Annotated in this window: 34 protein-coding genes; 15 read left to right on the top strand and 19 right to left on the bottom strand. The window is 61.8% G+C overall.

What is annotated here, in order from left to right; translation table 11 throughout:
* Window positions 1-374: 374 nt before the first annotated feature.
* Window positions 375-602, bottom strand: a complete 228-nt coding sequence (locus CPI83_RS30590; RefSeq protein WP_097388602.1) for a hypothetical protein — start codon at window positions 600-602, stop codon at window positions 375-377.
* Window positions 603-794: 192 nt separating this feature from the next.
* Window positions 795-1025, bottom strand: coding sequence for a hypothetical protein (locus CPI83_RS30585; protein WP_097388601.1), 231 nt, complete (start codon window positions 1023-1025; stop codon window positions 795-797).
* Window positions 1026-1297: 272 nt separating this feature from the next.
* On the opposite strand from CPI83_RS30585, the gene CPI83_RS30580 reads away from it, so the two are divergent.
* On the top strand, window positions 1298-2455 hold the full coding sequence (locus CPI83_RS30580; protein ID WP_157920715.1) for a hypothetical protein: 1158 nt from the start codon (window positions 1298-1300) through the stop codon (window positions 2453-2455).
* A gap of 93 nt (window positions 2456-2548) precedes the next feature.
* Entirely contained in the window at window positions 2549-3070 is a 522-nt protein-coding gene (locus CPI83_RS30575) for a hypothetical protein (protein ID WP_097388599.1), read from the top strand.
* Window positions 3071-3394: 324 nt separating this feature from the next.
* On the opposite strand, the gene CPI83_RS30570 is transcribed toward CPI83_RS30575, so the two are convergent.
* The 5 genes from CPI83_RS30570 to CPI83_RS30550 form a co-directional block, all read right to left on the bottom strand.
* Entirely contained in the window at window positions 3395-4033 is a 639-nt protein-coding gene (locus CPI83_RS30570; RefSeq protein WP_097388598.1) for a hypothetical protein, read from the bottom strand.
* Window positions 4034-4109: 76 nt separating this feature from the next.
* Window positions 4110-6794 (bottom strand): TNT domain-containing protein, encoded by a 2685-nt coding sequence (locus CPI83_RS30565; RefSeq protein WP_097388597.1) that lies wholly within the window; start codon window positions 6792-6794, stop codon window positions 4110-4112.
* A complete protein-coding gene (locus tag CPI83_RS31280) occupies window positions 6791-7189 on the bottom strand; it encodes a hypothetical protein (RefSeq protein WP_232816956.1) in 399 nt (132 codons plus the stop codon). Before CPI83_RS31280 ends, CPI83_RS30565 begins: the two co-directional genes overlap by 4 nt.
* 124 nt (window positions 7190-7313) lie before the next feature.
* Window positions 7314-7700, bottom strand: a complete 387-nt coding sequence (locus tag CPI83_RS30555) for a hypothetical protein (RefSeq protein WP_097388596.1) — start codon at window positions 7698-7700, stop codon at window positions 7314-7316.
* A gap of 89 nt (window positions 7701-7789) precedes the next feature.
* A complete protein-coding gene (locus CPI83_RS30550; protein WP_232816969.1) occupies window positions 7790-8392 on the bottom strand; it encodes an MspA family porin in 603 nt (200 codons plus the stop codon).
* 947 nt (window positions 8393-9339) lie between these two features.
* On the opposite strand from CPI83_RS30550, the gene CPI83_RS30540 reads away from it, so the two are divergent.
* The 3 genes from CPI83_RS30540 (at window position 9340) to CPI83_RS30530 (ending at window position 11787) form a co-directional block, all read left to right on the top strand.
* On the top strand, window positions 9340-10458 hold the full coding sequence (locus tag CPI83_RS30540) for a hypothetical protein (RefSeq protein WP_097388593.1): 1119 nt from the start codon (window positions 9340-9342) through the stop codon (window positions 10456-10458).
* A gap of 52 nt (window positions 10459-10510) precedes the next feature.
* Complete coding sequence (locus tag CPI83_RS30535) at window positions 10511-10948, top strand: hypothetical protein (RefSeq protein WP_157920714.1); 438 nt, start codon at window positions 10511-10513, stop codon at window positions 10946-10948.
* A 497-nt stretch (window positions 10949-11445) separates the two neighbouring features.
* Window positions 11446-11787: a nitroreductase/quinone reductase family protein gene (locus CPI83_RS30530; protein ID WP_232816955.1), complete on the top strand. Its 342-nt coding sequence runs from the start codon at window positions 11446-11448 to the stop codon at window positions 11785-11787.
* A 1264-nt stretch (window positions 11788-13051) separates the two neighbouring features.
* Here the strand turns inward: CPI83_RS30530 and CPI83_RS31370 are convergent.
* Window positions 13052-13177 (bottom strand): hypothetical protein, encoded by a 126-nt coding sequence (locus CPI83_RS31370; protein ID WP_269801289.1) that lies wholly within the window; start codon window positions 13175-13177, stop codon window positions 13052-13054.
* Window positions 13178-13426: 249 nt separating this feature from the next.
* Between CPI83_RS31370 and CPI83_RS30520 the strand changes: the two genes are divergently transcribed.
* From CPI83_RS30520 to CPI83_RS30510, 3 genes are all read left to right on the top strand, one after another.
* Window positions 13427-13687 (top strand): hypothetical protein, encoded by a 261-nt coding sequence (locus CPI83_RS30520; protein ID WP_097388590.1) that lies wholly within the window; start codon window positions 13427-13429, stop codon window positions 13685-13687.
* A 122-nt stretch (window positions 13688-13809) separates the two neighbouring features.
* Window positions 13810-14046 (top strand): hypothetical protein, encoded by a 237-nt coding sequence (locus tag CPI83_RS30515; RefSeq protein WP_097388589.1) that lies wholly within the window; start codon window positions 13810-13812, stop codon window positions 14044-14046.
* A gap of 37 nt (window positions 14047-14083) precedes the next feature.
* The gene (locus CPI83_RS30510; RefSeq protein WP_097388588.1) at window positions 14084-14416 is read left to right on the top strand and encodes a hypothetical protein; all 333 of its coding nucleotides are present in this window, start codon (window positions 14084-14086) and stop codon (window positions 14414-14416) included.
* Between the two features lie 362 nt (window positions 14417-14778).
* Here CPI83_RS30510 and CPI83_RS30505 read toward each other — a convergent pair whose 3' ends face one another.
* The 6 genes from CPI83_RS30505 to CPI83_RS30485 all read right to left on the bottom strand — a co-directional run bounded on the left by CPI83_RS30505 (window position 14779) and on the right by CPI83_RS30485 (window position 19041).
* Window positions 14779-15285 carry a hypothetical protein gene (locus tag CPI83_RS30505; RefSeq protein ID WP_097388587.1) on the bottom strand — a complete coding sequence of 169 codons (507 nt, stop codon included), beginning with the start codon at window positions 15283-15285 and terminating at the stop codon, window positions 14779-14781.
* Window positions 15286-15501: 216 nt separating this feature from the next.
* Entirely contained in the window at window positions 15502-15651 is a 150-nt protein-coding gene (locus CPI83_RS30920) for a hypothetical protein (protein ID WP_157920713.1), read from the bottom strand.
* 196 nt (window positions 15652-15847) lie between these two features.
* Window positions 15848-16198 (bottom strand): hypothetical protein, encoded by a 351-nt coding sequence (locus CPI83_RS30500; RefSeq protein WP_097388586.1) that lies wholly within the window; start codon window positions 16196-16198, stop codon window positions 15848-15850.
* A gap of 133 nt (window positions 16199-16331) precedes the next feature.
* Window positions 16332-16679, bottom strand: a complete 348-nt coding sequence (locus CPI83_RS30495; protein WP_157920712.1) for a hypothetical protein — start codon at window positions 16677-16679, stop codon at window positions 16332-16334.
* 17 nt (window positions 16680-16696) lie between these two features.
* On the bottom strand, window positions 16697-18577 hold the full coding sequence (locus tag CPI83_RS30490) for a hypothetical protein (RefSeq protein ID WP_097388584.1): 1881 nt from the start codon (window positions 18575-18577) through the stop codon (window positions 16697-16699).
* Entirely contained in the window at window positions 18577-19041 is a 465-nt protein-coding gene (locus CPI83_RS30485) for a hypothetical protein (protein WP_097388583.1), read from the bottom strand. Before CPI83_RS30485 ends, CPI83_RS30490 begins: the two co-directional genes overlap by 1 nt.
* Before the next feature lie 214 nt (window positions 19042-19255).
* Here CPI83_RS30485 and CPI83_RS30480 point away from each other — a divergent pair, with 214 nt between their 5' ends.
* The 3 genes from CPI83_RS30480 (at window position 19256) to CPI83_RS30915 (ending at window position 20413) form a co-directional block, all read left to right on the top strand.
* Entirely contained in the window at window positions 19256-19666 is a 411-nt protein-coding gene (locus CPI83_RS30480; protein WP_097388582.1) for a hypothetical protein, read from the top strand.
* 310 nt (window positions 19667-19976) lie between these two features.
* On the top strand, window positions 19977-20237 hold the full coding sequence (locus CPI83_RS30475) for a hypothetical protein (RefSeq protein WP_097388581.1): 261 nt from the start codon (window positions 19977-19979) through the stop codon (window positions 20235-20237).
* 35 nt (window positions 20238-20272) lie between these two features.
* Window positions 20273-20413, top strand: coding sequence for a hypothetical protein (locus CPI83_RS30915; protein ID WP_157920711.1), 141 nt, complete (start codon window positions 20273-20275; stop codon window positions 20411-20413).
* A gap of 97 nt (window positions 20414-20510) precedes the next feature.
* On the opposite strand, the gene CPI83_RS30470 is transcribed toward CPI83_RS30915, so the two are convergent.
* The 5 genes from CPI83_RS30470 to CPI83_RS30450 form a co-directional block, all read right to left on the bottom strand.
* Window positions 20511-21143: a hypothetical protein gene (locus tag CPI83_RS30470; RefSeq protein WP_097388580.1), complete on the bottom strand. Its 633-nt coding sequence runs from the start codon at window positions 21141-21143 to the stop codon at window positions 20511-20513.
* Between the two features lie 333 nt (window positions 21144-21476).
* A complete protein-coding gene (locus tag CPI83_RS30465) occupies window positions 21477-21875 on the bottom strand; it encodes a helix-turn-helix transcriptional regulator (protein ID WP_157920710.1) in 399 nt (132 codons plus the stop codon).
* An 82-nt stretch (window positions 21876-21957) separates the two neighbouring features.
* Window positions 21958-22470 carry a hypothetical protein gene (locus CPI83_RS30460; protein WP_097388578.1) on the bottom strand — a complete coding sequence of 171 codons (513 nt, stop codon included), beginning with the start codon at window positions 22468-22470 and terminating at the stop codon, window positions 21958-21960.
* 19 nt (window positions 22471-22489) lie between these two features.
* On the bottom strand, window positions 22490-23164 hold the full coding sequence (locus tag CPI83_RS30455; protein WP_232816954.1) for an RDD family protein: 675 nt from the start codon (window positions 23162-23164) through the stop codon (window positions 22490-22492).
* A 44-nt stretch (window positions 23165-23208) separates the two neighbouring features.
* On the bottom strand, window positions 23209-23916 hold the full coding sequence (locus tag CPI83_RS30450) for a S1 family peptidase (protein ID WP_097388576.1): 708 nt from the start codon (window positions 23914-23916) through the stop codon (window positions 23209-23211).
* Between the two features lie 811 nt (window positions 23917-24727).
* On the opposite strand from CPI83_RS30450, the gene CPI83_RS30445 reads away from it, so the two are divergent.
* The 4 genes from CPI83_RS30445 to CPI83_RS30430 all read left to right on the top strand — a co-directional run bounded on the left by CPI83_RS30445 (window position 24728) and on the right by CPI83_RS30430 (window position 26556).
* Window positions 24728-25108, top strand: coding sequence for a hypothetical protein (locus tag CPI83_RS30445; protein WP_097388575.1), 381 nt, complete (start codon window positions 24728-24730; stop codon window positions 25106-25108).
* 31 nt (window positions 25109-25139) lie between these two features.
* Complete coding sequence (locus CPI83_RS30440; protein ID WP_097388574.1) at window positions 25140-25322, top strand: hypothetical protein; 183 nt, start codon at window positions 25140-25142, stop codon at window positions 25320-25322.
* 56 nt (window positions 25323-25378) lie between these two features.
* Entirely contained in the window at window positions 25379-25849 is a 471-nt protein-coding gene (locus CPI83_RS30435; protein ID WP_097388573.1) for a hypothetical protein, read from the top strand.
* A 65-nt stretch (window positions 25850-25914) separates the two neighbouring features.
* A complete protein-coding gene (locus tag CPI83_RS30430; RefSeq protein WP_232816953.1) occupies window positions 25915-26556 on the top strand; it encodes a TetR/AcrR family transcriptional regulator in 642 nt (213 codons plus the stop codon).
* Window positions 26557-26565: the final 9 nt, after the last annotated feature.

Below are 26565 nucleotides of genomic sequence, written 5' to 3'. Positions count from 1 at the left end.
CTCTTCCTGAAATGTCGACGATCTTGAATCTCGGTGCGCGCTCGAACCGGTTGCGAACGAGGTCGCCGCCGCGGAGCTTGTTTACTAAGCGGTTCGAATCCTACTAGGTCTCAACACTTTTCATTGATATCCAGTGCCCGTATTACCTCACGACCGAGGCCGGAACTGCGCTCAAACCACAGCAGTAGCTTTCTGATTTCTCGAACAGTCAGCGGCGTGCGAACGCTATCTGCCGAACAAAACCCGAAGCCCTTGTTGACAATGAAATATCAACAAGGGCTTCGGGTTACTGAAGATAGAACCAGATCCGAGAGCAACTTTCGTCATACTCCCCGGCTTCGTTCTTTGTCATCACTGGCCTCCCCCCGGCGTCGTCAGAGGACGTCCTCCCACGCGCCGCCCGATTTCCGAGACTTCGGCATGAAGTATCCGTCAGGGTTGATGATCCACATCAATTCGCGGCCGTCAGTGATCTTCAGCAATTTCACTGCGCCGTCGCTGTTCGCCGGGCTGACGAAGCAGTCGCCAGCGGGAGACTGGTCCTGCCAATGGTCGATTACTTCTTTTTGCTCTTCGGTCAGTGCGGGTAGTTCAAAGGCCATGTGTATGTTCCCATTCCGTTGGATCGGCGTCGAAGCGGACTGTGAGACTTGCGAGCTGGTGATCAAACTATCGCAGATTGTAGGTGCCTGGATTTCATGCCTACGTTTCACCGGCCAGTACTCGCAGTCTTTCGTTATGCAGCGGTCGACAGCGGCATACGATTTTCCTCATCCATCTATGGCTGCGGTGCGCTACTTTCCGCTGTCGGTCCACCGAATCTCCGCGTCGTGCGGAGCTGGCGCGTCAACTGTTGCGAGGTAGTCGAGGACCATCATTCGGGCGACGTCGAGATCTCGCGTTCCGTATGTCTGCGTGTATCCGTGTCCCTCGATGTGGAGTTCGAGTCCGTTCTGTCGGCGCCAGCCGCGCCACCATGGACCTCTGCAGGTCCATCGGCTCACTGCCACATGTATCGCTGCCATGAACCCAGTCTGGCAGGTCCGGGTCATCGGAGTGTGCGACCCGCACCTATCGGCACACCTCTGGGGCATGCTGGTGCAGCGCCGAGTTGCTCGCCCACGCCGCGGTCGGTGAGATGCCGCTCTTGCGTGTGCCTGTGCGACTTGCATGTTCGTGTTCATCCCACAAGGCCAGTGCGCCCTGTCTGTCACAATCATGCGTGCCCATTCCTACAGCGTTCACCCCCCTGCGGAAGTTACGCCGCCGACTCGCTCCGGCTGCCATGATCGGAATCGTGTCCGTCGCGCTCCTCGCGGGCTGCAGCTCCGGAAGCAGCGACGCCGAAGCCTTGGACTGGGACTCCCTCCCGTCCACCTTCGCCACCGAATGCAGCATGTGGACGAACCCGGATCCCGATTCGTTCGCGACGAACACGCCTCCGCCCGCGGAAGTGCAGGTCCGTGCAGCGACCGTCGAACACACCACTGGTGATCGGGTCAAGATCAGCTTGTCGTTTCTGGCTCCGCCTCCCGCGCCGCCCCTTCAGATACCCGGGGTCGGAAGCCAGACGATCGCACAGCCAGGCTCCGTCGACTTCTCGTTTGCGGTGTACCCGAGTGGGATGAACGGACCAAATGACTACGACTTGTTCTTCCAACGAGATACGCAGAACGTCTGGACGGTCAGCGGAGGCCGGACGCTTACCCCAGAACGCGCGAAATCGGGATTCGATCTGGAAAGTGCCGTCGGCACTGTGGATTCAGTCCGTGTGATCGGCAACGACCTCATCGCCGAGGTCGATCTAGCTCAGTTCCCGGCAGTCTTGCGCGAGCCGGTCTTCGTTCCAGACGTTCAGGTCTCGAGCAATCAAGCAATCCCGCGCGATCCATACCGCCCGGCGATAGAAGGCCCCAACGGCGGCCCACCAAAGACCGGCCCGAGCAATATGGGGCTGTTCATGTTCGCAACCCAGAACTGCACCGCCACCGACTCAAGTACTGCTATGGACGGCGGCGCATTCACTAACACGTTCGAGACGGAACCGCGTTCTGCCGCAGTCGATCCCGACCCATTCGCGAACCCGTCGAAAGCAGGGTCGTACCAGTTCACGACCGGCGACGGAAACTTCACCTGCGGGATCAACCTGTCCGGAATCGCAGAAGGCGCAGGATGTCACGGCGCGATCCCCGCGAACGCCGCGTGCTCTGTCGGCGGCACGTCCCCCGGCGCTGACTGCACCCCGAACACGATCTTCATCTCCGCCACTTCCAAAGGCATCCAGCAAGCTGAACGGCAGCGGTACGCCAGCGGCAGTACCGCAACTGTCCTGAACAACAACGAAACTCTCCGCGTCGGTGACTACGCCTGCGTCGTTCGTGATGACACGGTCCAATGCTCCGACAACGCGGGGAGCGAATTCTCCGTCTCGCCGACCTCCGCCACCGTCACCTGAACCAGATTTTGGAGGGAGGTACGAATGACTTCTGGAATCTAGTTCCTATGCGCACTTCTATACGTGCACTCTCAACTCGATGGCAGGAATTTTATGTCGCTATCTATATCTGATGCGCTGGAGTCCTATCCCGACGTCCAGCGGGTCCTGGTCCCAACGCATCCAGGCCGATCATTCGACGTCTACAACACCTACGATCCGCCTGCAGGAACTGAAGAGGTGTCTCAGCATTGGAGCCTAGATACCCTGCCGAGAGATCTCTTCGATTTATGGAGAAGCGCGAGAGAATGCAGACTTCACCACGATAGGGGCTCAGAAAAGGACGGAATAACACTCCTTTCTCCGCCCAAATCTCGAGAAGTTACGGAACGCGAGCTGGAATTCTGGGATGACGAGGACGGGCGTTTCTTGAAAAATGACATAATAATCGGAACAATGGTGGCCGAGCCAGATTTCATTGTATTCGACATAAGAAAAGACGACTTCAATGTTCTGTTAGCTTCAACTCTCGACGGACGTGAGGACTGGCCCGTCGTGGGGCGGAACATTTCCGACTTCTTGCTACGTTATCGTGGTTTACCTGGAGAAAACTACTGGCAGCGCTCAATCGTTTGATACACCGGAGGGCGAAGTTGGCTTCCATTTTCGAGAGAATCGTTGGCTTGGCAACGGCGACCCCGAGGAAGGGGCGCGGCTCTGCAGGGGAACGGGTGTTGAAGGCTGCAGACGCCGTGAAACACAGCGACTAACTTTCACTTCACGTTCGATATGAACACTGCCGAGTAGCACCTGACAATGACGAGCGCCCGCCTGGCCTTGTGCCTGGCGGGCGTTCTCATGTTCGGGTGGTCGGATCACCAAGCACCGGAGAGGGTTCCTGGCCATGTCAGCTCCATTCGTGCTGAAACTGGAGAGGCGCTACATCCGGTGGCGCGGAGCTCAGGGTCGTACTGGTTTCGGCCACGCCGTCGCGTCCTTTGCCGTTACAGCGGGGTGCGCGATGATGACGGCAATAAAACTGGGAATCGACATGCCCAAACCGTGTGAGAGCGTCGCCGCAACCTTGTCACCTTCGAGCCACGCACTCGGATCGTCTCTGAGGTAGAAGCGGAAATCCGTGTCGTACGGCGGATTCAACGACTCGGTGACAACACCCGGGCCGGTCGTACCGTTCCACATCCACGCCACATACCCCAGGTAACGGCCACTGAGTTCCATCCGAAACGAACCGATCACCCCTGCCGCATAGCCCTTCACCGCGTCCTCGAACCGGCTGAAGGTCACCGACCCGCTCTCGCTATTGCGCTCGGACGCGGTCATCGCAACGTACCCTTTCGCAGTTTTCCTGACACCGCGATACCCGTCGAAGAACCGCCCACCGCTACTGCGAGGCACTTCGGTCACTACGTATCCGTCACCGGAAAATATTGGATCGTTCCATTCCAACCCGAACGCGGCAGGAATGACAGCACGCAGGTAGTCGACGGTCGCCTTGAACTCGGCGACCTCGGCATCGGTCAGCGATCCGGTTCCAAGGAAGTTGTTCTCTTCCGCCTCGAGAAGAGGGTTCCTGGTCATTTCTGCTCCTGGGTAGGTGTGGTCTGAGGATACTTCTCACTGCCGACGCTTGGCCGGATGAGGGCGAGGCCGCCGGTCAGGGGGTGAAGGGTGGGTAGATCTGTTTGATGATGTCCGCAGCGATCATTTCCTCGATGGTCAGCCGGGCAAAGGTTTCGATGTTGGTGTAGTCGGCACCACTCGTCAGGATCGGGAGTCCGGTCGCTGGGTCGACGCGGATCACCAGGAATTGGGTTCCACCCCCAGGCGCGGCGTACTCGGGGGCGATCCGTCCGGTCAGTACCGCGAGGTTGTCCGGCAAGGGTTGATCGAGAGCGTACTGGTAGTAGGGCTGTACAGCGTTCTGCGGAGGAAGGCTCCGAGCCGGAAAGATGTCCCCGTCCGCGCCGAGGAACTCTCCGCGGGGCTGGCCGAAGCGGTCGAATGCGGTCCCGGGTGGGAATTGCGGCAACATTTCGTATACCGGCAGTCGTGTAGCCGGGTCGATTGCGAACCCCAGGTGATCTGGCCAGCCCCACCGTCCCGTCGTCGGGTCGATGAACGTCGCCTCCCACGTCGCCAGCGTCCCTCCCGGACCGTAAGGCGTGGCGTCCGGCGGGAACAGGCGCACCGCTTGAGGGTCGATCCCGGCCGGGTCGGGGTATGCCCCGATACCGGCGGTGGGTTTCGGCGACGGGCTCAGGGCCGGAGTGGCTGGCGGCAGTGCCGGGGTGGCAGTAGGTGTAGCGGGGTCGATCGCCCCGACCGGGGGCCTACCGGGCGCCAGGCCAGGATCGGCAGCCGACGTTGTCGGAGGCTTCACCGGCGCAGTGGCGGGAGGTTTCACCGGCGCGATGGCACCGGCATCCACACCGGTGCGCCCGATCCCCTCAATCACGTCGTCGGCAGCAGTGCGGGCGATACCAGCCTCGACGCGCGTTGCGGTGGACGCCACGCGCGTACCCAGTCCGGCTTCGGCGAACGGACCGGTCAGCACCGCTGCACCGGCATCGAGCTGTATCTGTTGATACCAGTACTGCGGACCTTCTTCCCGCAGCGCATCGAGCCGCAGGGCGCTTTCGAGTACGTCACGGGTGGTACCACTGGGGTCCTGGTTGTAGGCGACAACGGCTTGGGCGACGGACTTCCCCAGACCGAGAAGATCCGACCCCGCCTCGGCGAGACCGTCGATTCCGTTGGCGCCGCGCACATTCTGGCTGAACCGGAACAACGACGTCAGAATGGATCCTTGTTCACTGAACCAGTCGTCCCGTGCGCGTTCTGCAGCGGTTTCACGGAGCCACTCGTCGCGGTCGTCCTTGGCCTGCGCCGCTGCAACTGCGGATTCCTGGTTGGCGTTCTCCTGCGCGGCGGCCATCGTGTCGAGGGCCTCAGTGGTGGGCACCGTGGTGACCTCCAACTCGGCATCGGCCGAATCAACAGGATTGTTGTACCGGTTGGTGGTGCCGTCCCCCTGATCGACTGTCATTTCGGATCCAGGCTTCATCGTGTCCTGGTTCGGTACGTACGCCGTGTAGCCAGGGTCGGGGGTGCCCACTACCGCGACGCCGTCCGGCTGACCCGAGATCGCTTCCTGCCCGTTCGGCAGTGCGGTCGCCGTCATCGACTGTCCGGAGGCGACGTTGTCTCCGCCGTAGAGCGGGTCCGCGAGGATCGGATACAGGATGTTTTCGATACCGGCGGTGTCGACGACCTGGACGAGTTGTCCGTCCCGGATCTCATAGTGCGTCGGGATGGGTGTGCCGTTGGCGTCGTACGCCCACGGAGCGTCGATAGTCGAGACCGGGTTTCCGTCGGCGTCGAAGACGGTGACCGTGCCATCGGGGTTGACGCTCATGTGACCGCCGGGCGGCACCGTCACCGGAATCACGGATTCGTGCGACGACGCCTGGTCGTGGATCAGGAAGAAGAACCGGTATCCGTCGGCGATTGGATCGAACACCCGCAACGAGGACTGCCCGCCAGGTGCATACGCCATGAGCGGTGAAGCGATGGTTCCGACTACCTGTGAGAGGACTGATTCGGGCGTGCGGGGACTGAATGGACCCGGCCGACCGCGCACTCCGATTCCGGCGGCGGTGAACGCTGCGGCACCGACGAGGACCAGTTCGAGGTAGCGGTCGCGGCCATCGTCCTCGCTGAGCTCCGCGTTAGTGACGGTGGGAGTCGATTCATGCTGTCCAGGAGCAGTATTCGGGGTTTCTGTGGGTACTGGTCCGGGACCACGATCGGTCGTCGCCGTGGGTGCGGTCGATCCTGCAGGCTGCGGCGTAGCCGGGGCAGGGCCGCTGGTGGTTGTCGGAACCGGAATTCCTGCAGGGTTCTCGATGCTTGGAGGTGTCGGCGAGTTCGGCTGCCCGGGTTGCGCTGCGCCGGGTACGGGAACGATGGGGGTGCCGTTGTAGGTGGGAAAGTTCGTCGGAGCATTCGCCCCGACATTCGGGCCACCACCCGGGGCCTGCGCACCGGGGAGCCCGACGGTGGTCGTCGGCGCAGCTGTCGCCGTCGTGGACGGCGCGCTCAGGCACGGGTTGATGATCTCTGGCGGGATGGGCGCACCAGGTGGGAGCGACGCAATGAGATTCAGGTAGATCTGATGATCACGTGCCCGCACCGCCGCGCAATCCTCTTCCGGTGTCGCATGCGCCGGTCCGGCAGTGAGTGCAAGCCCGGCACCGATCACTCCGGCGGTCCCGGTCAACAGTGCTCCGGCAGCGAGAAACCCCGCCAATGGCCGCTTGAGTGTCAGTGCGGACTTCACCGTCGATCACCACTCGTGTTCGACTTCTTCCGAAGCTCGGCGATGAGGGTGTCTGCGCCCCACCAGAACACTCTGCCCGCGATCGACATCCACAGAAAGAACGCCAGATACACCAGGACCGTCCCGTAGTCCGCGGCCCAGCCCCCGAGTCGCCCGATCACCGCGAACGCGGCAATCAACAATGCGAGCCCGAAGGCGGTGGCAATGACCGCTTTCGACATCTGGCTCAACTCACTGTCGCGGTCCCACTCCTGCCTCGAGGCTTCAGCGCCTGATCGGCCGGGATCGGCGGACGACTCCCGACCGGATCCGGGTGGGATGTACGGCAACGCGTTCTCCGCCGCGATGTCGCGGCGGGTGGGTGAAGTCATCGGGGCGTTCGGTGAGGTAGCCATCGGAGGTGAATGCCTTTCCCCGCCAAGCGGGTACGCGAGTCTCGAGATGCGTGTCACCCCGCATGGATAGCATCGGGCGAGATGCTGGCGGGTGACGAATCAGTGGGCAGCAAGCTGTGAGTTGTTACCAGGGGCAGTTGATGTACGAGGTGGCTCCGGCTACCCACTTCCCGTTCGACGGAAGGTAGAACTCGTAGGAAGCGCAGCCGTTCGGGTACTGCGCAGCCCGGGCCGTTTCGATTGCCAGGACGTTCGCGGAGGAGTCGATCACCCTCTCCCACCCCGGAACTGGGACCATCACATTCGCATTCGCCAGGGCGGCCGGGATGCCGCTGTCGCGGGCCGCGACCGTGACAGCGCGATTGATGGGGATCTGCACGACGGGGGCACCCAGTTCCGCGAGAGTGGGCGCCGCCGATGCTGCCGGAGCGAAGGTGAGCAGAACGCCGCCGATCGCAGTCGCGGCTGCTGCGGTCGTTGCCGCGATTTTCTTCATACGTGCGTGGGTCACGGGGTTCTCCCTTGGAAAGACAGGTCCGATGAGCTCGAACGCTGTTGGGTTACAGCTTCTTCGGACATCCGAGTGGTACGAGAGTTCTGTCAGAGCCAGGTCGGATCGGAGTACACGAACACACTGTTGTCCGACGTCGCCGTCGAGACGGCGAACTGTGCGTAGGAGCGGATCGTGACCGGGCCCATGCACGCATCGACCTTGACGTGCACGTTCTCCGCCGTGATCGATGCCTTCGCGGCTTCGAGATCCTTCTTCCCGAGCGGGATCGTGGTGATCGTGCCCGGTGCAATCGTCGTCTGGATGCTCGGGTTCACCGAGGCGTTCACGCCGATGTTCGCCGACGGAACCCCGGAGATGGAGACACCCGCTGACGGGCCGAGGGAGAATCCGAGTCCCAGGCCGAGTCCGGAGGAGACGTCGATTTGGCAACCGATCTGCAACCCCTGTTCGATATATCCGGTCTTGACGGCCGTATCGCCCGCACCGGAGATGGTGCCGGTGACCTTCGCCGACACGAAACCCTCACGCGTGAAAGCAGTCGTCGCAAGGTTGGGAACGGGGTTCGCCGACAGTTTGGTAGCAGCGAGGTCGAGGGTCCAGCCGTCGTCGGTGACCGTGCTTGCAAACTTGTCCGGCAGTGCCGTCGGGGTCGCCGACGCGGTACCGGCAAACGCGAGTGCGCTCGCCATCAATACCGACGACACCGCAGCACATGCGCCCACTGCCTTTCCGACGCGGCGCTTTCTTGTCAACGTGCGGGCGGTCTCGTCGGTGGTGGTAGCCATGGTCGGTCTCCCTGGGGATGAGTCGAAATCTCGGCAAACTCAACGATTGCCAGAACTTAACTGAGCGTCTGACTGGGACGTTACAACACCGCACACATGCCCGACTAGCCTCCAATGTCCGAATCAGTCCACCTAAAGTCGTACTCCGAGTTACGGAAATATCACCGAGAAGCCCGGACCAGGCGGTTCGTTCTTCGGGGAGGTGTGACGAGCGTCATGGTCACGAAACGATGACGCCATACGCGGTGCAGTCATTTGTCGGCAAACGCTCGGTGGCCTACCGAGCGAAGGGGCTCGATGGTGGCGAGGTGGTCGAGGACCGTCATTCGCGCGACGTCGAGATCTCTCGTTCCGTGTGTGTCTGTGTGAACTCGTGTCCCTCGATGTGAAGTTCGAGTCCGTTCTGTCGGTGCCGCCATGGTCCCCTGCACGTCCATCGGCTCACTGTCACGTGTATCGCTGCCATCAACCCAAGTCGGTCAGGGTCAATTCACCCTCAGGTTAGACACGCATCCGTGCTGTGTCCCTGAGATATTCGCGTGCAGCGTTGCGCCGCCCTCCCACGGCGCGGACACTGAGCGCCACCCCGCATGTAGGGCTTCGTGTTCGAAGATGCGGAGTTCATCGCTTCTGTCACAATCATGCGTGCCCTGAGAATGTCGATCCGATTCGAACCCGCGCCGAGCCGGAAAAGTAGATGCGCTTTCCCTGTGCCGGATTCTCTGCCGACCGGTGTCGGTCCTTGCGTTACTCGTGACGACAGGGTCCAATGCTCCGTCAATGCGGGGAGCGAATTCTCTCTCTCGCCGACCTCGGCTACCGTCACCTGAACCGGGGAAACGGGAGAACTGATGCTCACTGCGGATAATTTACTGGCGGGCCCGCGCGGGCGCCGGATGCTGCTCGCGTACGCGATCGACGCCGAACGCACCCTCCGGCCCGAGCCAGGCGACGGCACCTTCCGCATCAACACTCGCCTTGCGGCGTATCACCTCGACGTCGGACAAGGCACCTCCCGAGTGTTGTTCGGCCCGGGCGCCGAAGAGGCCCGGCAGACCATAGTCACCGCTGAGGATGTGGCGCGTAGCCTCTCGGAAATATCGCTCCCCGACGTTACCGCCGTCGATCTACGCTCCGCCCTCGCAGAAGCGGTCGATGCGGCGCGTTACTGGCAGGATCCCGACGGAGAAGACGTGCTCGTCGCCACCGAGGTGGTGCGAGATGAGCTTCGACGCGTCGCCGAGCACATCGCGGGTTCCGAATACGCGCAGTGGTGGTCAACCTCGCTTGCTGCGTCCGACCAACGGTCGATCATGAGCCGAGGTGACGACTCTCCGGACACAGACGAAGTGCCTGCTGCGCAACAACTCCTCAGCGAGTGGCGCAAGAGCACCCTGGAATCGGAAGCGAGAGCCGAACGTGACCGCCCGGTGGACCCTGAAGCGAACTGGACCGGCCATTGGTGGTCACACCCGCCCGCCAGGTTCTCGACACGGGCACTTTTCGACGGGACTGCGGCGGGCTTGTGGTTCGTCGAAGACAGCATGGGATGGAACCGGGCTGTCGTCCGAGCATTGCGGCCACCGACTGGCGCACGCATCTACGAGATCGACAGTGCGCACGCCTGGTCGGATCTGTGCAGACGGTTCCCACTCGAGGTCACCGCGGAGAAGCGGCACGATTGGTACCGGACGACCGGCCGATCAGGCAGGTGGGTCATCCCGGACTGGGTGCAGGTCGCGGAAAGTTTTGAGGGAGTGCACCTTACCGTGACGGGATACCTGGCGGCGGCGGGAACCGCGATCGACGTCGATGCCGACACGGCGAGCGTCATCGCGGGTTGGGTACCCGACGAAACATACTGGTTCACCGACGCTGCCACCTACATCTCCGAGCCGTCTGTCTGGGTGCTGCACAATGGCCCGGAAGTGACCGACCAGCCCGCATGGACGCTGGAATCACAGCAATGACGACACACGTGAACGCAGTCCAGGCACGAGATTTCACGAGAAGTCGATCGCTGTGGCCATCCGAGTGGGGCAGGGCTACTTCACCGGAAACGCCTGCCCGAGTAGCGCTGATGCCGACACGATCGTCGAATCGCTCGGCCGCGAAGGCAACGACATGTTCGAATATCGGGTCAGCTGCCCCGAGCGCGGATGGCAGGAGTACCTACGTGCACGCGGAATCACGCAGAAGGACGGTCCCAGTCCCACCTGCGCGATCGCCCCTGTCGGTCGTCAAGGGCCGGTGAAGAAGTCGTCGTCGACGCGAATGTCGGTTTCCACGTCCGAGAGTTCGAGCGTGAATGACTTGTCCACCCACCTCAGGGGGGATACCTGTTTGTGCGTCGAACGCGAGTGTGGAATCGAGGCCGAGTCCGTCCGGTGGAATCGCGAATTCCCATGCCGGGCGGCCGTTCACCTCCACTGCATCGCCGATCGTGTCCGGTGGGAGTAGATCGGTGAACCGTGTGGACGACCACGAGAGGTCGACGCGGAGGAGTTCTTCAAGGTAGATGTAAACAGTTCACGCAACTCGCGATTTCGAACCGCTTCTGAATTGCTGAGACACAACGCTATTCAAGCCCATACGACATGACCCCGATGAGAACCGAACCGGCTACGTCCCGAAACCAACACTTTGTCCACCGGCACCCGACATCGGCCCCTTCTGAAATCTCCAACCGTGCCAATTCAACTCAACCAAACAAGCACTCAGAGTCACACGATCAACACCCACCGAGACGGTGTACATATGACACTGATAGAGAGACAATCAGATATGGGCACTGACACTTTTCCCGACAGTCGGTGGGGTCACGATCGGCGGTTGCTCAAGAAGCCACTCAATGCTTTCGCATCGTCACGGATCGGATCCTGGTATCTCCGAAAATTGACGCCGGTCGACCGAAAACTGCTCGCGCACAGCAAGGCCGATGGACTATCTTCGGGCCGATGGGGGTGCCGTTGCTGTTGTTGACCACGACCGGAAGGAAAACGGGGCAGCCCCGGACGACGCCACTCACCTATATGCGTGATGCGGACCGTCTATTTCTGGTCGGTCGTAATTTCGGACGACCCGACCACCCCGCATGGTCCGAGAACCTGTTGGCCAATCGGGAGGCGAGGGTGACAATTGGAGGGGTCGAGATCCCTGTAAACACGACCTTGTTAACAGGACCGGAGGCGGAGAGCGTCTTCGAACAATTCGTCGAATTCAACCCTACGTACGCGGTGTACAAGACTCGCACAGCACGCGATCTACGTGTGTTCGCTCTCGAGCGTCGCCAAATCTGATCCCCCACGATAAGAACACCTCGCTGCTCCCGACCAACCGGCACCGACCACCCGACCCCGGACAGCGAATGCCGCCGTCCCGAAATCTCGCCGCCAGGGCGCATCGGAGCCGCGCGGGCCCCATTTGTACACATGGAGACGACGACGGCCGCGAGGGAGCAGTAGAAAACCGGCCATCCCCTCTCTCGATGATCAAGCGTGATACGAAATACCCATGAAAAGACCCTTTGTTGTGGCCATGGCAGCGCTCGCGCCGCTTGCCTTCCCTGCTGTGGCGAGTGCCCAACCGACTGATTCGACACTGCCTCCGGTGGTGACGCTTACCAGTGACGACTCGTCAATTACCGCGACCATCACAAACCCGAATGGACCTCGTGTCGTAAAGGGGTACACGCGCACCTGCACACTGTCGATTGACGGCAGCCCCGAAGGCTTCAGCGACTCCGTCCTCCCCTTCGAAAACCCCGACTGGCAAACCCACCCGTCAGACCCCACTGACGCCACCATTTATCCTCAGGCAGGACAGACGGTCACGGTGACGCGATCTGGCCTCCCCCAGGGTCGATACAGCCTGTTCGGACTATGCGGTCAAATGAGCCACGGGGGCGGATGGATGTGGGGCTCCGGGCAACTTTCCGAACGAGTCCAGTACGAAATTCTGGTCGGGTCTGAACCGAGACCTGAACCTACCGGCTCCCTCGCGTTCGGTTCGTAAACACCCCAACCGACGTGGACGCTTCCCAACGTCGATCATGGTGGTTCCCACAACGATGAACCAGACGTCGGCTCAGACATATTGGATGCATATTCGCTAGCCACCAATGCGGACGATCCGAGCGTATCGAACAGGAAACGAGCCGAACGAAAGCAGCTTTCGCGGAACGTATTGCGACCGCTCGTGCTGCTTTCGTTCGACTCGCCTGTCTGTCTCACCACTATGACTGGTCGAAACTGTCGTTCGCCTGCCTGCGATGCAACTGCCCCTGACCAGCTACCGATCGAAGTCGGAAGCTCGGACCACTCACTCGTCCGAATATACAGAAGCGGTGCCAGTTCTCGCGCCCACCGTGGGCTGACCTTCCCCCTTGCCCGGCCGATGCGTTCCGCAGCCAATCTCCTGCGACAATGCGCTCGCTATCAGCGTTTACAGAAAAGTGCGCCAGCCCACGGGAACACGGGCTGGTGCAATGGTTTTCGCCGTCGAACGACAGGTTGGAAGACGCGCCGCCGCCGCCCGGTCCTGTGTCGACCGACGACGGAGCGCCTATTCGGACGACTGAGTGGTCACGGAATCCTCGCCCGCCACGATCAAGTGGGTCTCGACGACCTCGGATGATCCATCTCCGGTCAGCTCGACCTTGTTCACTTCCGCAATAACAACTTTCGACATCTCGTACCTCTCTTGCTTCACACAATGATTCCGTCCGGGCGAAACACTATCTGCCGCTCGCCGCGCGCGCTCACCCAATTTGACGTCCTCGGCCGCCTGCTCTGTCGCAGATCGCGAGCTACGAGGTTATCTCTACCTATCCACCCGATAGGATCGCCACGCTGACTGTGCCCACGCCGCGGCTATTCTGGCTACGCTGACGGAATGCGTTACCTCCGCGCAGCTTTCGGATAGAACTGAAGGACCCACATGGCAGTAGAAGACTTCTTTGTTCGAGACGGGCTTCCCCCGGGCATCACCAGTGACGAACCAGTGCCGTACGGATATCGCCGGTGGAACGGTGTCGTCTGGTGCGACTCGTGGACAGACACGTACAACGCCATATCGCGGCAAGCCGTCATCGCATGGAGGCAGGGCCTCGACAGCAAAGCCTCGCAGGAAGTCGAGGCGATGTACCGGATGGCCACCCAGTTCGACCATCTCGGAAAGGAACTCGCCGACGAGAACTAGGTCGCATGCGAACACTTACCCGTGATCGAAATCCGTGGTTCCTCAGTGGTGAACGCATGACTACGCATCCACTTTCCCCTTTAGACTTTCATCTACCTTCGTCCCCGAGAGAGGCTTTTCTGATGTCGGACAACACAATCAACAGCGACGACAAGGTCGAGGACGGCGTCGACGCGATCGGCCCGTTTCGCAAGGTGACGCCTGGGAAGGACATCGCGCACTGTTCGTCCTGCGGTCGACAGACCGAGGTCGTGATCATCCGTGGTCCCGACACGGACGACGAGGCGTGGTACGGACTGTGCTGTGACGCCTACGGCGACGATCTTCCTGACTCTGTCCGCTTTCCCTTCGGCCGGTAGCCTCACCCCCGCTCGCTACGATACGAAAGACAGGTTCATGAGCACCTACAAAGCATTCATCGCCGAGGACGGCAACAGGTTTCAGGTCTCCGTCTGCTGGGATGACAACGATCCCAACAGGTTCATCACCGCACCGTTTCCGATCGAACCATCCGACGACCTCGACAACCAGCTCGGGCGAGCTGGGTACCGGCTGGTGTCGAACGACTCCGACAACATCGGCCGAGGTTGGGCCTTTGTGTCGCGGATGGCAACGGATCGGCCCTTCTACGATCCGGTGGAACAGACCTGGCGCTCATCCCTGTCCGACGATGCGAAGCAGAAAATCCGCGCCAAGTACCCGGACGCGTCGGTGCCTGGCGTAGTGTGAGCCCTCCCTCCGCCGTGCCCGATGTGACGCGCTAGCGCCGACCGCGAACAGATGTGACCCCTCCGAGCCTTCTCGGAGGGGTCATTTTTGTGGCCGGATCCACCGCTACTTGCACTGGACCGCAGCATGATTGACGGACGAAGCGCACCGGTTGCAACGCCATAGCGTTTACCCGGTAAACATTTGCGACACCACGGCCGGAATCAACGGCGTTGTCGCGGTTGAATGTCAGACACCTAAAGCCGTCGCGATCGTCCCATCCCTTGGGCTTTTCCGTGTAGCCACCAATGAAAGCGGCGCGCATCGCCGACGAAATCTCGTCCGTCGGTGACGCGCGCCGTTCTAAAGATCTACTGCCGGTGTCAGCTCCCTAAGCTCACGCCTGGGGCTACTGCGGGCGCTCCAGCGGCGGGCAACGTGACCACCCAGGACGCTTGCTGCACGGCGTAGGTGGTGAACGGGAACATCGCCAGGTATGTCTCGAGTCCTGGGTAGTCCGAGGCCCACATGCTCATCGGTTCGTCGAGGCTGCCGCAGGACGCCAAGACGACGTAAGCGCCGTCCGGGATACCGGTGACTGTCTGAACTGTTCTGCCCGTCGGGATCACGCCGGTCTCGTAGATCGTTTGTCCTGGTCCAATCGTGTCTTCGATCGGCGGCAACACGCCACCAGGGGCGTCCCCGAGGCCCGTGGTGCACTGCAGAGGACCGCCCGAGTTGTTGGTGATGGTATTGCTCACAGTGGACCCGGACGCGCTGTAAGCGAAGGTGACGTCGGCAGCCGTCGAGGCCGAGGCCAGCGAGGGAGCCGCCATAGCCAAGGGAAGAGCTGCAGCACCAACCAGGGCCGCGCGCGTGATCGAACGCATCGAATCTCCTTCTCGTTCAGCATCAAATGTCGTCGACTAATCTTGACATGAAACGAGACCAACTGGACCGGTTTTCTTGGATCCCATGCCTCCGCTAACGACCGCACCCTGGGTGCCGCCTTGGCCAGCGCGCGACGGCATAACCCAAATATGCACCGAGAAAAGGGGACTCGAACCAATAGGTTCGAATCCCCTTATTGCGTGAGCGCGGCCCGTTTAGGGGACCGGTGTGTGCGGTGCATCTTCGGGTTCGATCCAGGAGCAACCCTCGATCTCCTGCGCCTTGTCTTGCGCCGAATACCTGTCGTCGGCGGTCACCGTACCAATGTGATTGTTCTCGTCGTCGTACACAATCCAGTTGCGCATTGGCGTTGATCTCCCAGCAGTCGAAGTTGATGAATCGGAACGGCTGTCGGGCCGTTCATACATTCTCCCCCAACTGCTTTGAGCCCGTCGACACCAAACTGCAACACGAGCAATCCGTCGCCCCGTTGAACGGAACCTAGAACGCACTGCGTGCGATGTATCCGCGGTTTCCTGGTTACCGGCCCGCGGGGGGCGGCTACATACCGGCGACGATGATGTCCGGATGTGCGCGGACAGCAGCACCCTGTTGACTGGCTGGCACCAGGTGGGGAAGTTCCGGTTCGTCGTCCAGGGACACCGGGCCGTCCCAGGGAGCGACGAGTGTTGGGTTGTATTCCCAACCGTCACAAGACATGTCGTCAACCCAAATGGGAGTGAGGGAAGTGCCGAAATGCTTCTCCGCGAATGCCGTCACAGCAGGGAGGACGTTCTGATCGAAGTATCCTCCACTACCGAGTTTGATGTCGCATCCGAATGCGCTCGGCCTCACTCTGGCGACGTATTCGCCAGCCGCCGAACGCAAAACCACATGATGGTAGGTCCCCATGTGCGGATCCTTTCTCGTTCTACGGGTGGGTCTTTCGTGACTATTTCTACACGCGATTCAGTGACTTCGCGGAGTCGGCGTGGCCCCGCGGCCACCACAGTGCCGACGGGGCTCGGGCCACGCTGCTGGGTGTTCAGTGCCTTCGCCGGGCGACAACGATGCCTGCAGTTGAGATCAGGACCATCGCCACCAGGACCACGACGAAGTACGACCTGTCCGCGGCCGGTGTCAGGGTCTCGCTTTCTTTGGTCAGTACGTCGGTGAAGGTGCAGCTCACACCTGGCGGGAGCCATCCCCAGAAGTCTGTAACTCCTGCCGCTACCCGCTCCGCGCGGTCGGGCAGCATGTTGGCGAACCGCGCCGGGGTTCCGTAGTGATCGATGCACCAGCTGGGTTGGTGTTGGAGTCGCAACGACAGCAGATCCCAGAAATAGACCAGCACCAGCAGGACCACCGAGATCGCCAGAGATGCCTGACTCACCCGTAGTGCTCGCGCGCTCACCGCTGACGCGTCACAGCCGCGCCCTCGCGCGGCAACGACGGCAACCGGTACACGCGAGGGCCGATGTCGCCGCGTGCAGCGTTGACGAGTACCGGCGCGATGCGCACTCGCCGTTCGAGTGAGCGCTTCGGCCCGTACCGCTGCCGCCGCCAGTGCCCACGCCGGATATGAGGCGCCACCTGCGCGCCGGTCCCCTGCGCGGCCCCGGACTCCGCACGCCCGGTTGCCTTCACGTTCAGGACCCGCACCGCGGCGTCCTTGCGGGCGGCTGACTCGCCGTCCGCAGACTCCCGAACTGTGACACGCCCGTCGGTTTCCTCAGCTGCGCTGTGCCAATCGCCCCATGCCGCGACCGCCGCCAGGTTGATCACCTGGTCGCGGAACGCGGTACTGTCCAACGACGCGGGGAGGGTCCATCGCCCGAGCACACCGCCGGACTTGGCGGGGATCGTTATGCACCAGGCGAACTCGTCGTCGAGTCGGCCTACGGCGTCGGCGAGCAGGACGAGGCCTTCGATCCTTGCCCCGCGCTGCTCGATCATGTCGCAGAGGTCGACCCGGTCGGTGGTGAATCCTCGCGTTCCGGCCAGCAACATCGATCCCAGGGACCTTGTCTGACCGCGGCCCAAGATGTCCGTGACGACGCGCGTCATCCACTCCCACGATTCGTCCACCTCAGGTGTCGACGGTGTCGCGGCGTCGAGTCGGAGCGGATCGGCGAAGGCGAGGAACACCTGCGCATACGGCAACCGGATGTCGGCGCGGTCTTCGGCTGAGAGCGGCTCCGAATCTGCGTAGTTGAGTGTGTGTCCGGGTGGGAGCCAGAAGGGGACGGCCGCTTGTGTGGCGACCGCGATCCTCGACGGTGCACACGACCCGGCGCCACCGACGTAGCGGAGCGCACTCCCCCATGCTGCCGCTGTGTACCAGTGCTGCAGCGAGGCCGCGTCCGCGGGAATGGGGTGACGAGGCATCGCAGCGATGGGGAGGCGAATCCGGGAATCGAGAGCCTGCTCGGTTCCCGCACTGTACGCACGCTGCCACGTCGTAAATATTTGACGGGGCGGCAACCCGGACAACGCATTGCGTGTCGCCGCACTCAGTGTCGCGTGCGCTTGCGTCGGGATGGAAGGCCCTTCCGGGAAGTCGGTGTGTTCCTCGCCCAGGACCAGCCCCAGAGCCTGCGCCGACCCAGCCGACTCAGGGCTGGGCTCGGCGATCCACGAGGCCGGATGCCAAGCACTGACCGCCGCCGGAGTGCGATCGAAGAGGGTACCGAGAGCGCGCTGCCGTGTTTCGTCGTCGACGTCGGCGTCCGCGCGATGATCATCCGCAGGCAACCGTGAGACGAGTAGCTCCTTCCGCATCTGCTTCTGGGCCTCGGTGTAGTGCTTTTTCGGTTGAGCCGATCGTCGACCGCCGCGGGCGCGCTGAATCGCGGTGGCTGCTTCCTGCGAGATCTGTCGCCGGTCGGCGACATCGAGCTGAAGAATCACGCTGTCTTGGGCGCTGATCACCGCCATGAACGCTTCCAAGCTCTCGGTTTTGCCACCCCCCAGGGCGTCGGTGATGGGATCCAGCATCCTCCCCCAGCGATCGTGGACCCGCTGATACAGCGCACGATGGGACTTCACCCATGGGCCGAGCGCGGCGATCTCGATGCCGAGTCGATCGACTTCCGCCTGGCACGCCCTGTCCCGATCCGCACACGCAGCGTCCAACTCGCGTTTGAGTTCATCCGCCTCGGCGCGCGCCTTGAACGCCGCCTCGTGCAGGCGCTCTTCCTCGGCGAGTTCCGCCCGGACAGCCGCGAGCTTGTCCTGCGCATCCCGCATGTCGCGGTTGTGCTTGGCCTGACGGTGCTTGCCGCGCGCCATCAGAACTCCCTACGGTTCGCCGGGTACATGGCAAACGGCTTCGGTACCGGGAACTCCGAGACGCCCTGCGCTTCGAGCGATTCGAGGGTTTGGGTCCGCATCACCGCTTCCTCCTCCAAGGACTGCTGCAGCGAGTTGAGCGTGTCCTTGCCGTAGGACGACATCCTCGCGATGACCCCGGTGCGGTCGAAGCGGTAGAGCGACCATCGAATATGGTCGCAGCTCGCCCAGACTTCGTCGATCGCGTCCGTCAGTTCACCCGCTCGTGAGCGCAAGTCCTCGACTTTCGGATTGACCACGGCGTCCCGGTCCCGGTGCGCTTGACGGATGGCCACGCTGAGCGGTTGAGGATTCGGGGTGGTGTTCTCGGTGTCCATCCGCTCCCGGCGTAACCGCCGGATCTTGTCCTGGATGTCGGCGATCTGCTTGTGCATTTCGTCGAGAGTTTCTGGTGCGTCGGCCATCAGTTCGACCTACGTCCGCGCCGCAGTGACAGGTCGTCGCCAAACATGATTGTGGAAGCGCCGAAGCGGTAGCGAATCATGTCGTGCACCATATCGACTCGCACCGACGCGAATGCCGCTGGCCACGTTGACCTGTCGAGTGCGTCCGGCACGGTACAACTAACCGACGAGACGTCTGGTCGTTCGGCACCGCATTCTGATCGTTGTCGCTGTCGTGATCGTCGCGATAGGTGGACTGTGGTGGACGAAGACAATTGCCTTCACCCGCTCGTCACCGGTCGCGTTCACGGCCGAGCCCTTCGCCTACGTTCCGCGCGGCGATCCTTCTGACATCACTTCCACAGTGATCGCGGCCCTTCCGTTCTCGAACGACGAGATCGTGAGACTTGTCGCAGAGCGGATCGTAAACACATACGGCGGCAACAGATCCGAATACGAGTCGAGCCTGACCATCAAGGACACAACGGCCGTCGCGGGGAAGGTGGTGTACGCCCGCGGCCGGACGCCACTCTCGACTCAGCGGATCGCGAACTACGGCGCCGTGGCCCTTTGCGATTTGGTCAACGAAGCGGTCTTCGCGCACACCGGCCAGGCGCGTGTCGCGTTCATGGTGTTCACCGACTAACTTCTCTGTCCACCCTTCACACGGTCATATCCATGCATTCCGAGGTGCAGGACGTTCCCCGCCGGGTCGACACCGTAAGCGGTTCCCCACCAAAAGTATTAGCCCCAAAGGACTACTCGGGATTGACCGGACCGCACGGACTCTCACCCTCACACAGCCCCCGCCTGTCAATGCGGCACCACACCACTGCACAGTCCACGACTCCGTCCACGGCCCCCGGGGCGGTAGCGGAAGCTCGCCCCGACAACCCCGTGATGAATACTGGGACGCACGCGCGTCGCCGACGGCCGTAGGAACGAAGGAGCAGTCCGTGACACGCCCGCAACGCCTGATCGTCCTCGTAACAGTCGTCATACTCGCAGTATTCGGCGGGTTGTGGTGGACGAAGACAATCGCATTCACCCGCACGGCTCTCGTCGAGTTCAGTGTTACACCGACGCAACCCGATGCCGGAACCACGAGTTACGTCTTCGTCGGCATTCAGACAACCCCCGAGGACCTCGCCAAGACCGCTGAACTCCTCGCACACACACACGCGGCGGTGCTGCAGAAGACTACGAATCAGATCTGACCATTGCTGGCGCCTCCGACATCGCCGGGATCGCGGTGACTGCTCGCGCACGAACACCCGGCGCTGCAACGGCACTCGCGAACGACGCCGCGCGTGCGCTCAGTTCGTATCTCAACGACATGCCCACAACGACCACCAACAAGATCACCTACCGGGTCAGCTCTTTGGCTCAATAGCGAGCCCACCACGCCACTTCCTGCTCGATCGGCGGCGACAACGCGAACAACGTTCATGCGGCACTCCGTCGCGTACCCAAGGACCATCGCCCACGGCTCAGGGTTGTACCGGTTTCGGCCAGGCCGTCGCATCTTTGCCGGTCACCTTCGGGTGAGCGATGACGGCGGCAATGAACGCCGGAATCGACATGCCCAATCCGTGCGAAAGTGTCGCTGCCGTCGTTCTGCCTTCGAGCCAGATACTCGGATCATCTTCGAGGGAATAGTGAAATTCCGTATTGGACCGATTCAGCGGTTGGGCAACGACACCAGGTCCGGTCGTGCCATTCCACATCCACGCCACGAAACCCAGGTAACGGCCACTGCGGTGCATCCGAAACGATCCGATCACCTCTGCCGCATAACCTTTCACCGCGTCTTCGAACCGACTGAAGGTCACCGACGCTCCTTCGTAGCGCCGCTCATCCCCTGACATGACGGCGAACCCATTCGCGGTCTTTCGTACCCCACGATAGCCGCTAAAGTACCCACTACTTCCACGCTGCATTTCGGTCACGACATATCCGTCACCGGAGAACACTGCATCGTTCCACTCCAACCCGAACGCGGTAGGAATGACGGAGCGCAGGTGGTCGACGGCCGCGCTGAACTCCGAGACCTCGGCATCGGTCAACGAACCCACGCCGTGGGGGTTGTTCTCCTCCGCCGGTTCGAGAGGGATCCTGGTCATATCTGCTCCTGGGAGACAATCGCGTCAGCACTGAACCATAGCCAATTCGGAGCTGCTGGTTTCACATCTTGGCCGTCATCTATCGCAAGTGGTTGTGTCCTCCGCCGACAAACTCGGGTGCGCCCGTATCGCCGCGATGAGCCCTTTGGAGACGCCCACACCGGTGACAACATGATTCGAATAGACGCCGAAGGACTTCAAGCAACCCGAAGCCGCTCCGGGAGCCGCAGCGTTTGCACGTCCAGGCGATGCCACCGCCACGACAATCGACACCACTTCAAATAACTCGGTGGGTGCCGGGGATTTACATCGGACACCGAACCTGCTGCGCCGCTAACTTTTTCGCCGCCTCGATTCAGCCAGCCGCACATACGCTGACGAATCCACCGGGATGACGTATCTCGCTTCTGCAGCTCTGAGCTTCGTAGCAACGTCGGCAAGCAGATCCAAGGACCCCGACGAGAGACCGTTCGAAGTCGACAACAGCTTTTGCAGGTCTGGATCCTCGAGACCCCCGACGACTCCCTCGTCCTCGCCGTACGCGGCCTCACGATCACCGCTCCACGGGATCGAGAAGAAGTACCCGGGCGACACATCGAAATACTTCGCCAGCGCCAGAACTACTTCATCGGATGGGCTGTCCCGCATACCTGTTCGCAGTTGCGACAGATACGGGGTCGAGATGCCGACGCCGTGAGCGGCCATGCCGTTCACCACAGCTTTGTTCGTCAACCGGCGACTCGATCTAGCAAACAACTCGTTGAGCCGAACTTGGAAGACGTTCTCCTCCGTCACCCGTCCCACCACGCGATACTCACACCCTTTCGCTTGAGTCTTTGCTACGACGCTTCGTGACCGCCGCGCCCGCGACGACTCCGATCAGAAGCCCAGCGATCAGCGAGGAAGCGATTCCCCCGACGCGGTCAGGCGCGCGGCCGGTCCACCGCAAATCGGCGCCGTACAGCAGCAACGCCAATGGCCCCGCCAGAAAAACGACACAGTACGAGGCCGCCCACAGCCACCCCTGAAGGCGATCGAAGCCGTCGAAACCGAACACGACCGCAATCCGCACCGCGTGCAGCCCAATCCACGACATCGAGGCACACGGCAAGACCACTGCACCTGCTGGCGCTCTCCCGGCCCAGACATCGACGACGCTGCCGATCACCGCGCTCACACCGATGACGGCGACGACCAGTGCGGCCGTTGCAATCCCGTACACGAGGCAGCCTTTGCGTTCAACTGCGTCCACCGTGCCCGGTTGGCGGTCAACCGGGTTCGTCTCGGCCGCTGAGATGGCCGCGTCGCCTGGTTGTGCAGAGTGCATGTGAACGCCTCGATCCGTATCAGCGATACAGCGTGTCCACGTCGTTTGCCGGAGTGGGGGGTGCCTCATTCGGGTCCCGCAAGACCACGGTCTTCATGATCATGTCGGCGAATGTGCGTCGTTTGTCTTCCCACAACGGAAACAGGTAGCCGATGTAGCAGGGCAGACCGTCGAGGATGTGGGCGAGCTGGCGCGCGAAGTTCTGGCCCACCCCGATCGGCTGGCCGGTCTCTTCGGAGACGACGCGGATGCCGTGAACGCGCTTTCCGATCGAAGCTCCCGTTTTCCCTTGCCGGACAATGGTGTTCCAGATCCAGAAGGCGAAGGTGGCGAGTCCGAGGATCACGGTCAGAACCATCAGAGTGTCATCGGGTCCGTGACCGCGAACGTATGCGCCGGTGCGGGGATCGTAGGAACCGTATTCGATCGTTGTCGTCATCGCCGTGTACGAAATCAGATACGGAATGCTGAACGCGAAATCGACGAGAGTCGCCAGCACCCTGCGCCCCCAGGAGGCGTACTCGATGCGCTGCGCTGGAGGTCGGAGTTGGTGGTCCTGCGCGAAGTACGGCTGACCGGCCCCTGGTGAGTTGTTTGGCCAACCAGGCAGCGGTGAGCGCGGTGGGACCCAATGATTGTGACCGGCAACGGGATCGGTGGGACCTGGCCCGGGTTGCTGTGGCGGGTACGTCACGGTTGTTTCCTTTTGCGAGGTGGGTGGGGATTGGCCGATGTCTGTCAGAACAGCCGGAATCCACCGCCGTGTGCATTGACATCGGCGATCCCGATGTTGATGTCCGCAGCGTTGATCGGCGCGTGGAACGGCGGCGGTCCCGGATCGAAGCATCCCGGCCGGAAGCCGTTACTGACCACGCCCACCAGCCGGTCCCCTACGACCACTGGTCCACCGGAGTCACCGTGCATCGAGCACGCGTGCTCGACGATCTCCCCGTAGACTTGGTCGTATCCCCAGGTCACACCGCACGTGGTGCCGGTCTTGCGGCCTTCCTTGCACACGATCGATCCCGGCGCCGGAGCAGCGCCGATGCCGTTGATTGTCGTGCCGCCCACCGTCCGCAACGGAGTGACCATCGCGTCGTCGAGGTCGATCACCGCGATGTCGGTCACCGGAGACGAGTACCGGAACCGACCGACAACCCCAGCGCCTTCGTCGTATTCGGCGACGACACGATCGCCGGGGACACCACAATGCCCGGCCGTCAAGCCCACCAACGACCCGGCGTTGTCGTAGCCGACGGCAGTGAGGGTGCACAGCCCGCTCACATGGGGGTTCGCGCGATCAGTGTCGGGCAGAACGATTCCGGAGCCGCCGCCCAATGCCACCGTCGGCGCCGCCGACGCAACACCGCCGCCCGCGATCCCTGCCATTGTTCCGATCGATGCGAGAACGGCCGCTGCCACAGTAGCTTTCAACGTGCGTGACATAGGTGGGTGTCCTTCGGTTTCGCGGCGACCACGAGCCGTGGTCGACAGGTAGCTGTTAAGTCCGGTTTCATCAACACACACAGTAACCGATAGGTGCTATTAGCTAGCAACCCCGCAGGTCGTCACGAAATCCACACGGCGATGACGTTAGTCCCTTATGCCCGCCCACCTGCGATGATAATCGTCGCGAGCTTGCAATTATCCGGCTAACAAAGTCCACCGCCCGCCCAGTCAGCTTCCGCCACAACCACAACAGTGTTCCGTCTGTCACATCTCGGTTCATGTAACCGTGCGTTCATACTTAGATCATCTACGCGACATGCTGGCGGTAAATATTCAACTAGCCAGTTTCCAGCAAACACCGGAGAAGATCAGATGCCCACCATCACCCTCGGACTCGACTTCCTGAACCAGCTTTTCACTATCGGTGATCTGATCACCGTCGGCGATCTCGTGTTCAACTACGCACCGACCTACAACTAAATCGCCGTCCGGCGCAACCCTTGCGGCGTCGTCATCGGATGGCCGGAAGCTGTTGCGCAGCAGTATGAATGGCGCTCACCCAGTATGGGTGGGCGCCATTGATGCTTATTGAGTTGCCGTACCCCTCCTCCGACAGGCGCAGAACAGCTCAGGGCCTCACGCGCATGAGAGGCTCACGCCCTACCTAGTGTGATCTGAGCCTCCAGCGCCACTTAGGAGTTGCCAATTATTTGCCGTTTGCGTTCACTGGATGGCCAAGGAACCTACCGTTCCGACATTTCCGGCATGCGGCCGTGAGCCGACGCCCGGACCGAGAGAAGGATCGTCCATGAATCGCACACACAAAATCCTCGCGAGCCTCGCCATCCCCACGGCAGCGGGGGCCTTCGCCATTGTCGGCGCCGGATCGGCCTCGGCCGCGACACCGGTATCCGGAAACGGTTACGTCGGAGTCATTCTCGATCACAACGAGACCGTCGTCGCCAGCCAGATCAACGCCGGAAACTTGATCAACCTCGCATTCGGCGACGCCTGGACCGTCGGCCTGCCCGACGATTCGATCTGGAGCACCGGCGGGGGGTGGACTCCGGTCACCGGCGATCAGCTCTTCGACGAAGCGGCATCGCACCCCGACGGGACCGTCGGCATCCACCTCGTCGACCCCGCCACCAACCTGGGAAACATCTTCTACGCCGGAAGCGGCTGGTAAAGAACGCGATTCAGAAACTCCGGGGGATCCGGTGGCACAGAGTCAGTGTTTCTACATCGCCGGGTTCCTCACCGCGGTCATCGCCGCGGCACTGCGATTCACGGTTCTACTCATCGAAGACCACGGCGATCGCCGTCTCGTGACGAACCTCGCCGTCGCAACGGCCGCGCTCGCGATCGCCCTTTTCGGGATGGGAGTCGTCAACACATGCTGAACCGGCCGCTCTCACAGGGAATACGGCTACTTCGGAAGACACCGGACGGATGGGAGATGAAGCAACAGCGTGGTGGTGCACACCGTCTGCTGATGCTCGGTGCTCTCGCAATGGTGGTGATGTCGCTACCAGGGTGCGCCCGCGGGGAGGACTCCATCATGACCGTTCACGACCAAACCGTGAAGACACCGTGCACGCAGTTGTGCGCCGACTTCCGCGCAGAAGCCGAAATCTCCTGCCGCTTCGAGGCGCAGCTCTGCGCAGACGCCTTGACCCGCAAGAACAACCTCGTCCGCGAAATCGACAAAACCACCACACCACTGGAGTGGACCGGCCAGAACTCCTCCCCCGTCGATGTTTTCAACCGCAGCCTCGAGCAGTACCTCTCCCTCGGATGTGCAGACGCCGCGAGTTCACCGACTCCCACGCTCGACCCACAGATCGACGCAGACCGATGCGCATTCCTCGCCGCCAGCGTCGAACAACAATTCCACACCCTCACACTGCTACTCGCCCCGCAACACTAAAGCGCCAACACCCACGGTCCAGCTCCACATGCACGCGAGAAAACCCCGGACGAAAGGAGCAAAAAGTGACCCGAACTTTCCCGGAGGCAGACCACCCCACACACGGACAACACCCACCGATACAGGCTCGCGCCCAGAAGACCCGAGCTGCGATCCTCGACGCCGCAGCACATCAATTCGATGTCCTCGGCTACGCAGAAACAAGCATCAGCACCATCATCGCCACCGGCGAACTCACCAAAGGCGCTATCTACTTTCACTTCTCGTCCAAAGAAGCCATCGCCAAGCACCTCATCGACGACTGGACGCGCACCCTCCTCGAGACCATTGCTGCGTCCGATACGAGAACGTCCACGCCCGAACGCATCCGGTGTGTGTTCTCCGTGATCGCTCGAAGCGTCGCGCACAACACCCACCTTCGCGCAGGGATGAAGCTGACCCTCGAACCCTCGATCGACAACGCCGCCTTCACCTACTGGATACGCGAGATCGATGCCCTCATCCAAACCGCCATTACCGCACACGAACTCGACGATCATCCACTGACCCGCCGACTGGCGTGGAACCTGTGCGCAGGAGTCATCGGCGCCGCCCACGCCCAGACCGGTGGCGCGGAAGACTTCAACCTCGTCACCCGTATCGACGACGTCGTGGACGCGCACCTGAGGACCGCTGCCTCGGCCCTCTGCCAGAACACATCACGATAGCGAGGGATT

Source organism: Rhodococcus sp. H-CA8f (assembly GCF_002501585.1).
Taxonomy (GTDB): domain Bacteria; phylum Actinomycetota; class Actinomycetes; order Mycobacteriales; family Mycobacteriaceae; genus Rhodococcus_F; species Rhodococcus_F erythropolis.
The sequence above is the reverse complement of the archived record's forward strand: the minus strand, read 5'-3'. Positions and strand labels throughout refer to the sequence as shown.

Excerpts from the sequence above, each read along its gene's own strand:
- CPI83_RS30590 (WP_097388602.1), bottom strand. The coding sequence starts at position 602 with ATGGCCTTTGAACTACCCGCACTGACCGAAGAGCAAAAAGAAGTAATC.
- CPI83_RS30585 (WP_097388601.1), bottom strand. The coding sequence starts at position 1,025 with ATGGCAGCGATACATGTGGCAGTGAGCCGATGGACCTGCAGAGGTCCA.
- CPI83_RS30575 (WP_097388599.1), top strand. The coding sequence starts at position 2,549 with ATGTCGCTATCTATATCTGATGCGCTGGAGTCCTATCCCGACGTCCAG.
- CPI83_RS30570 (WP_097388598.1), bottom strand. The coding sequence starts at position 4,033 with ATGACCAGGAACCCTCTTCTCGAGGCGGAAGAGAACAACTTCCTTGGA.
- CPI83_RS31280 (WP_232816956.1), bottom strand. The coding sequence starts at position 7,189 with ATGGCTACCTCACCGAACGCCCCGATGACTTCACCCACCCGCCGCGAC.
- CPI83_RS30550 (WP_232816969.1), bottom strand. The coding sequence starts at position 8,392 with ATGGCGAGCGCACTCGCGTTTGCCGGTACCGCGTCGGCGACCCCGACG.
- CPI83_RS30540 (WP_097388593.1), top strand. The coding sequence starts at position 9,340 with ATGCTCACTGCGGATAATTTACTGGCGGGCCCGCGCGGGCGCCGGATG.
- CPI83_RS30530 (WP_232816955.1), top strand. The coding sequence starts at position 11,446 with ATGGGGGTGCCGTTGCTGTTGTTGACCACGACCGGAAGGAAAACGGGG.
- CPI83_RS31370 (WP_269801289.1), bottom strand. The coding sequence starts at position 13,177 with ATGTCGAAAGTTGTTATTGCGGAAGTGAACAAGGTCGAGCTGACCGGA.
- CPI83_RS30520 (WP_097388590.1), top strand. The coding sequence starts at position 13,427 with ATGGCAGTAGAAGACTTCTTTGTTCGAGACGGGCTTCCCCCGGGCATC.
- CPI83_RS30515 (WP_097388589.1), top strand. The coding sequence starts at position 13,810 with ATGTCGGACAACACAATCAACAGCGACGACAAGGTCGAGGACGGCGTC.
- CPI83_RS30510 (WP_097388588.1), top strand. The coding sequence starts at position 14,084 with ATGAGCACCTACAAAGCATTCATCGCCGAGGACGGCAACAGGTTTCAG.
- CPI83_RS30505 (WP_097388587.1), bottom strand. The coding sequence starts at position 15,285 with ATGCGTTCGATCACGCGCGCGGCCCTGGTTGGTGCTGCAGCTCTTCCC.
- CPI83_RS30920 (WP_157920713.1), bottom strand. The coding sequence starts at position 15,651 with ATGCGCAACTGGATTGTGTACGACGACGAGAACAATCACATTGGTACG.
- CPI83_RS30500 (WP_097388586.1), bottom strand. The coding sequence starts at position 16,198 with ATGGGGACCTACCATCATGTGGTTTTGCGTTCGGCGGCTGGCGAATAC.
- CPI83_RS30490 (WP_097388584.1), bottom strand. The coding sequence starts at position 18,577 with ATGGCGCGCGGCAAGCACCGTCAGGCCAAGCACAACCGCGACATGCGG.
- CPI83_RS30485 (WP_097388583.1), bottom strand. The coding sequence starts at position 19,041 with ATGGCCGACGCACCAGAAACTCTCGACGAAATGCACAAGCAGATCGCC.
- CPI83_RS30470 (WP_097388580.1), bottom strand. The coding sequence starts at position 21,143 with ATGACCAGGATCCCTCTCGAACCGGCGGAGGAGAACAACCCCCACGGC.
- CPI83_RS30460 (WP_097388578.1), bottom strand. The coding sequence starts at position 22,470 with ATGCACTCTGCACAACCAGGCGACGCGGCCATCTCAGCGGCCGAGACG.
- CPI83_RS30450 (WP_097388576.1), bottom strand. The coding sequence starts at position 23,916 with ATGTCACGCACGTTGAAAGCTACTGTGGCAGCGGCCGTTCTCGCATCG.
- CPI83_RS30445 (WP_097388575.1), top strand. The coding sequence starts at position 24,728 with ATGAATCGCACACACAAAATCCTCGCGAGCCTCGCCATCCCCACGGCA.
- CPI83_RS30435 (WP_097388573.1), top strand. The coding sequence starts at position 25,379 with ATGAAGCAACAGCGTGGTGGTGCACACCGTCTGCTGATGCTCGGTGCT.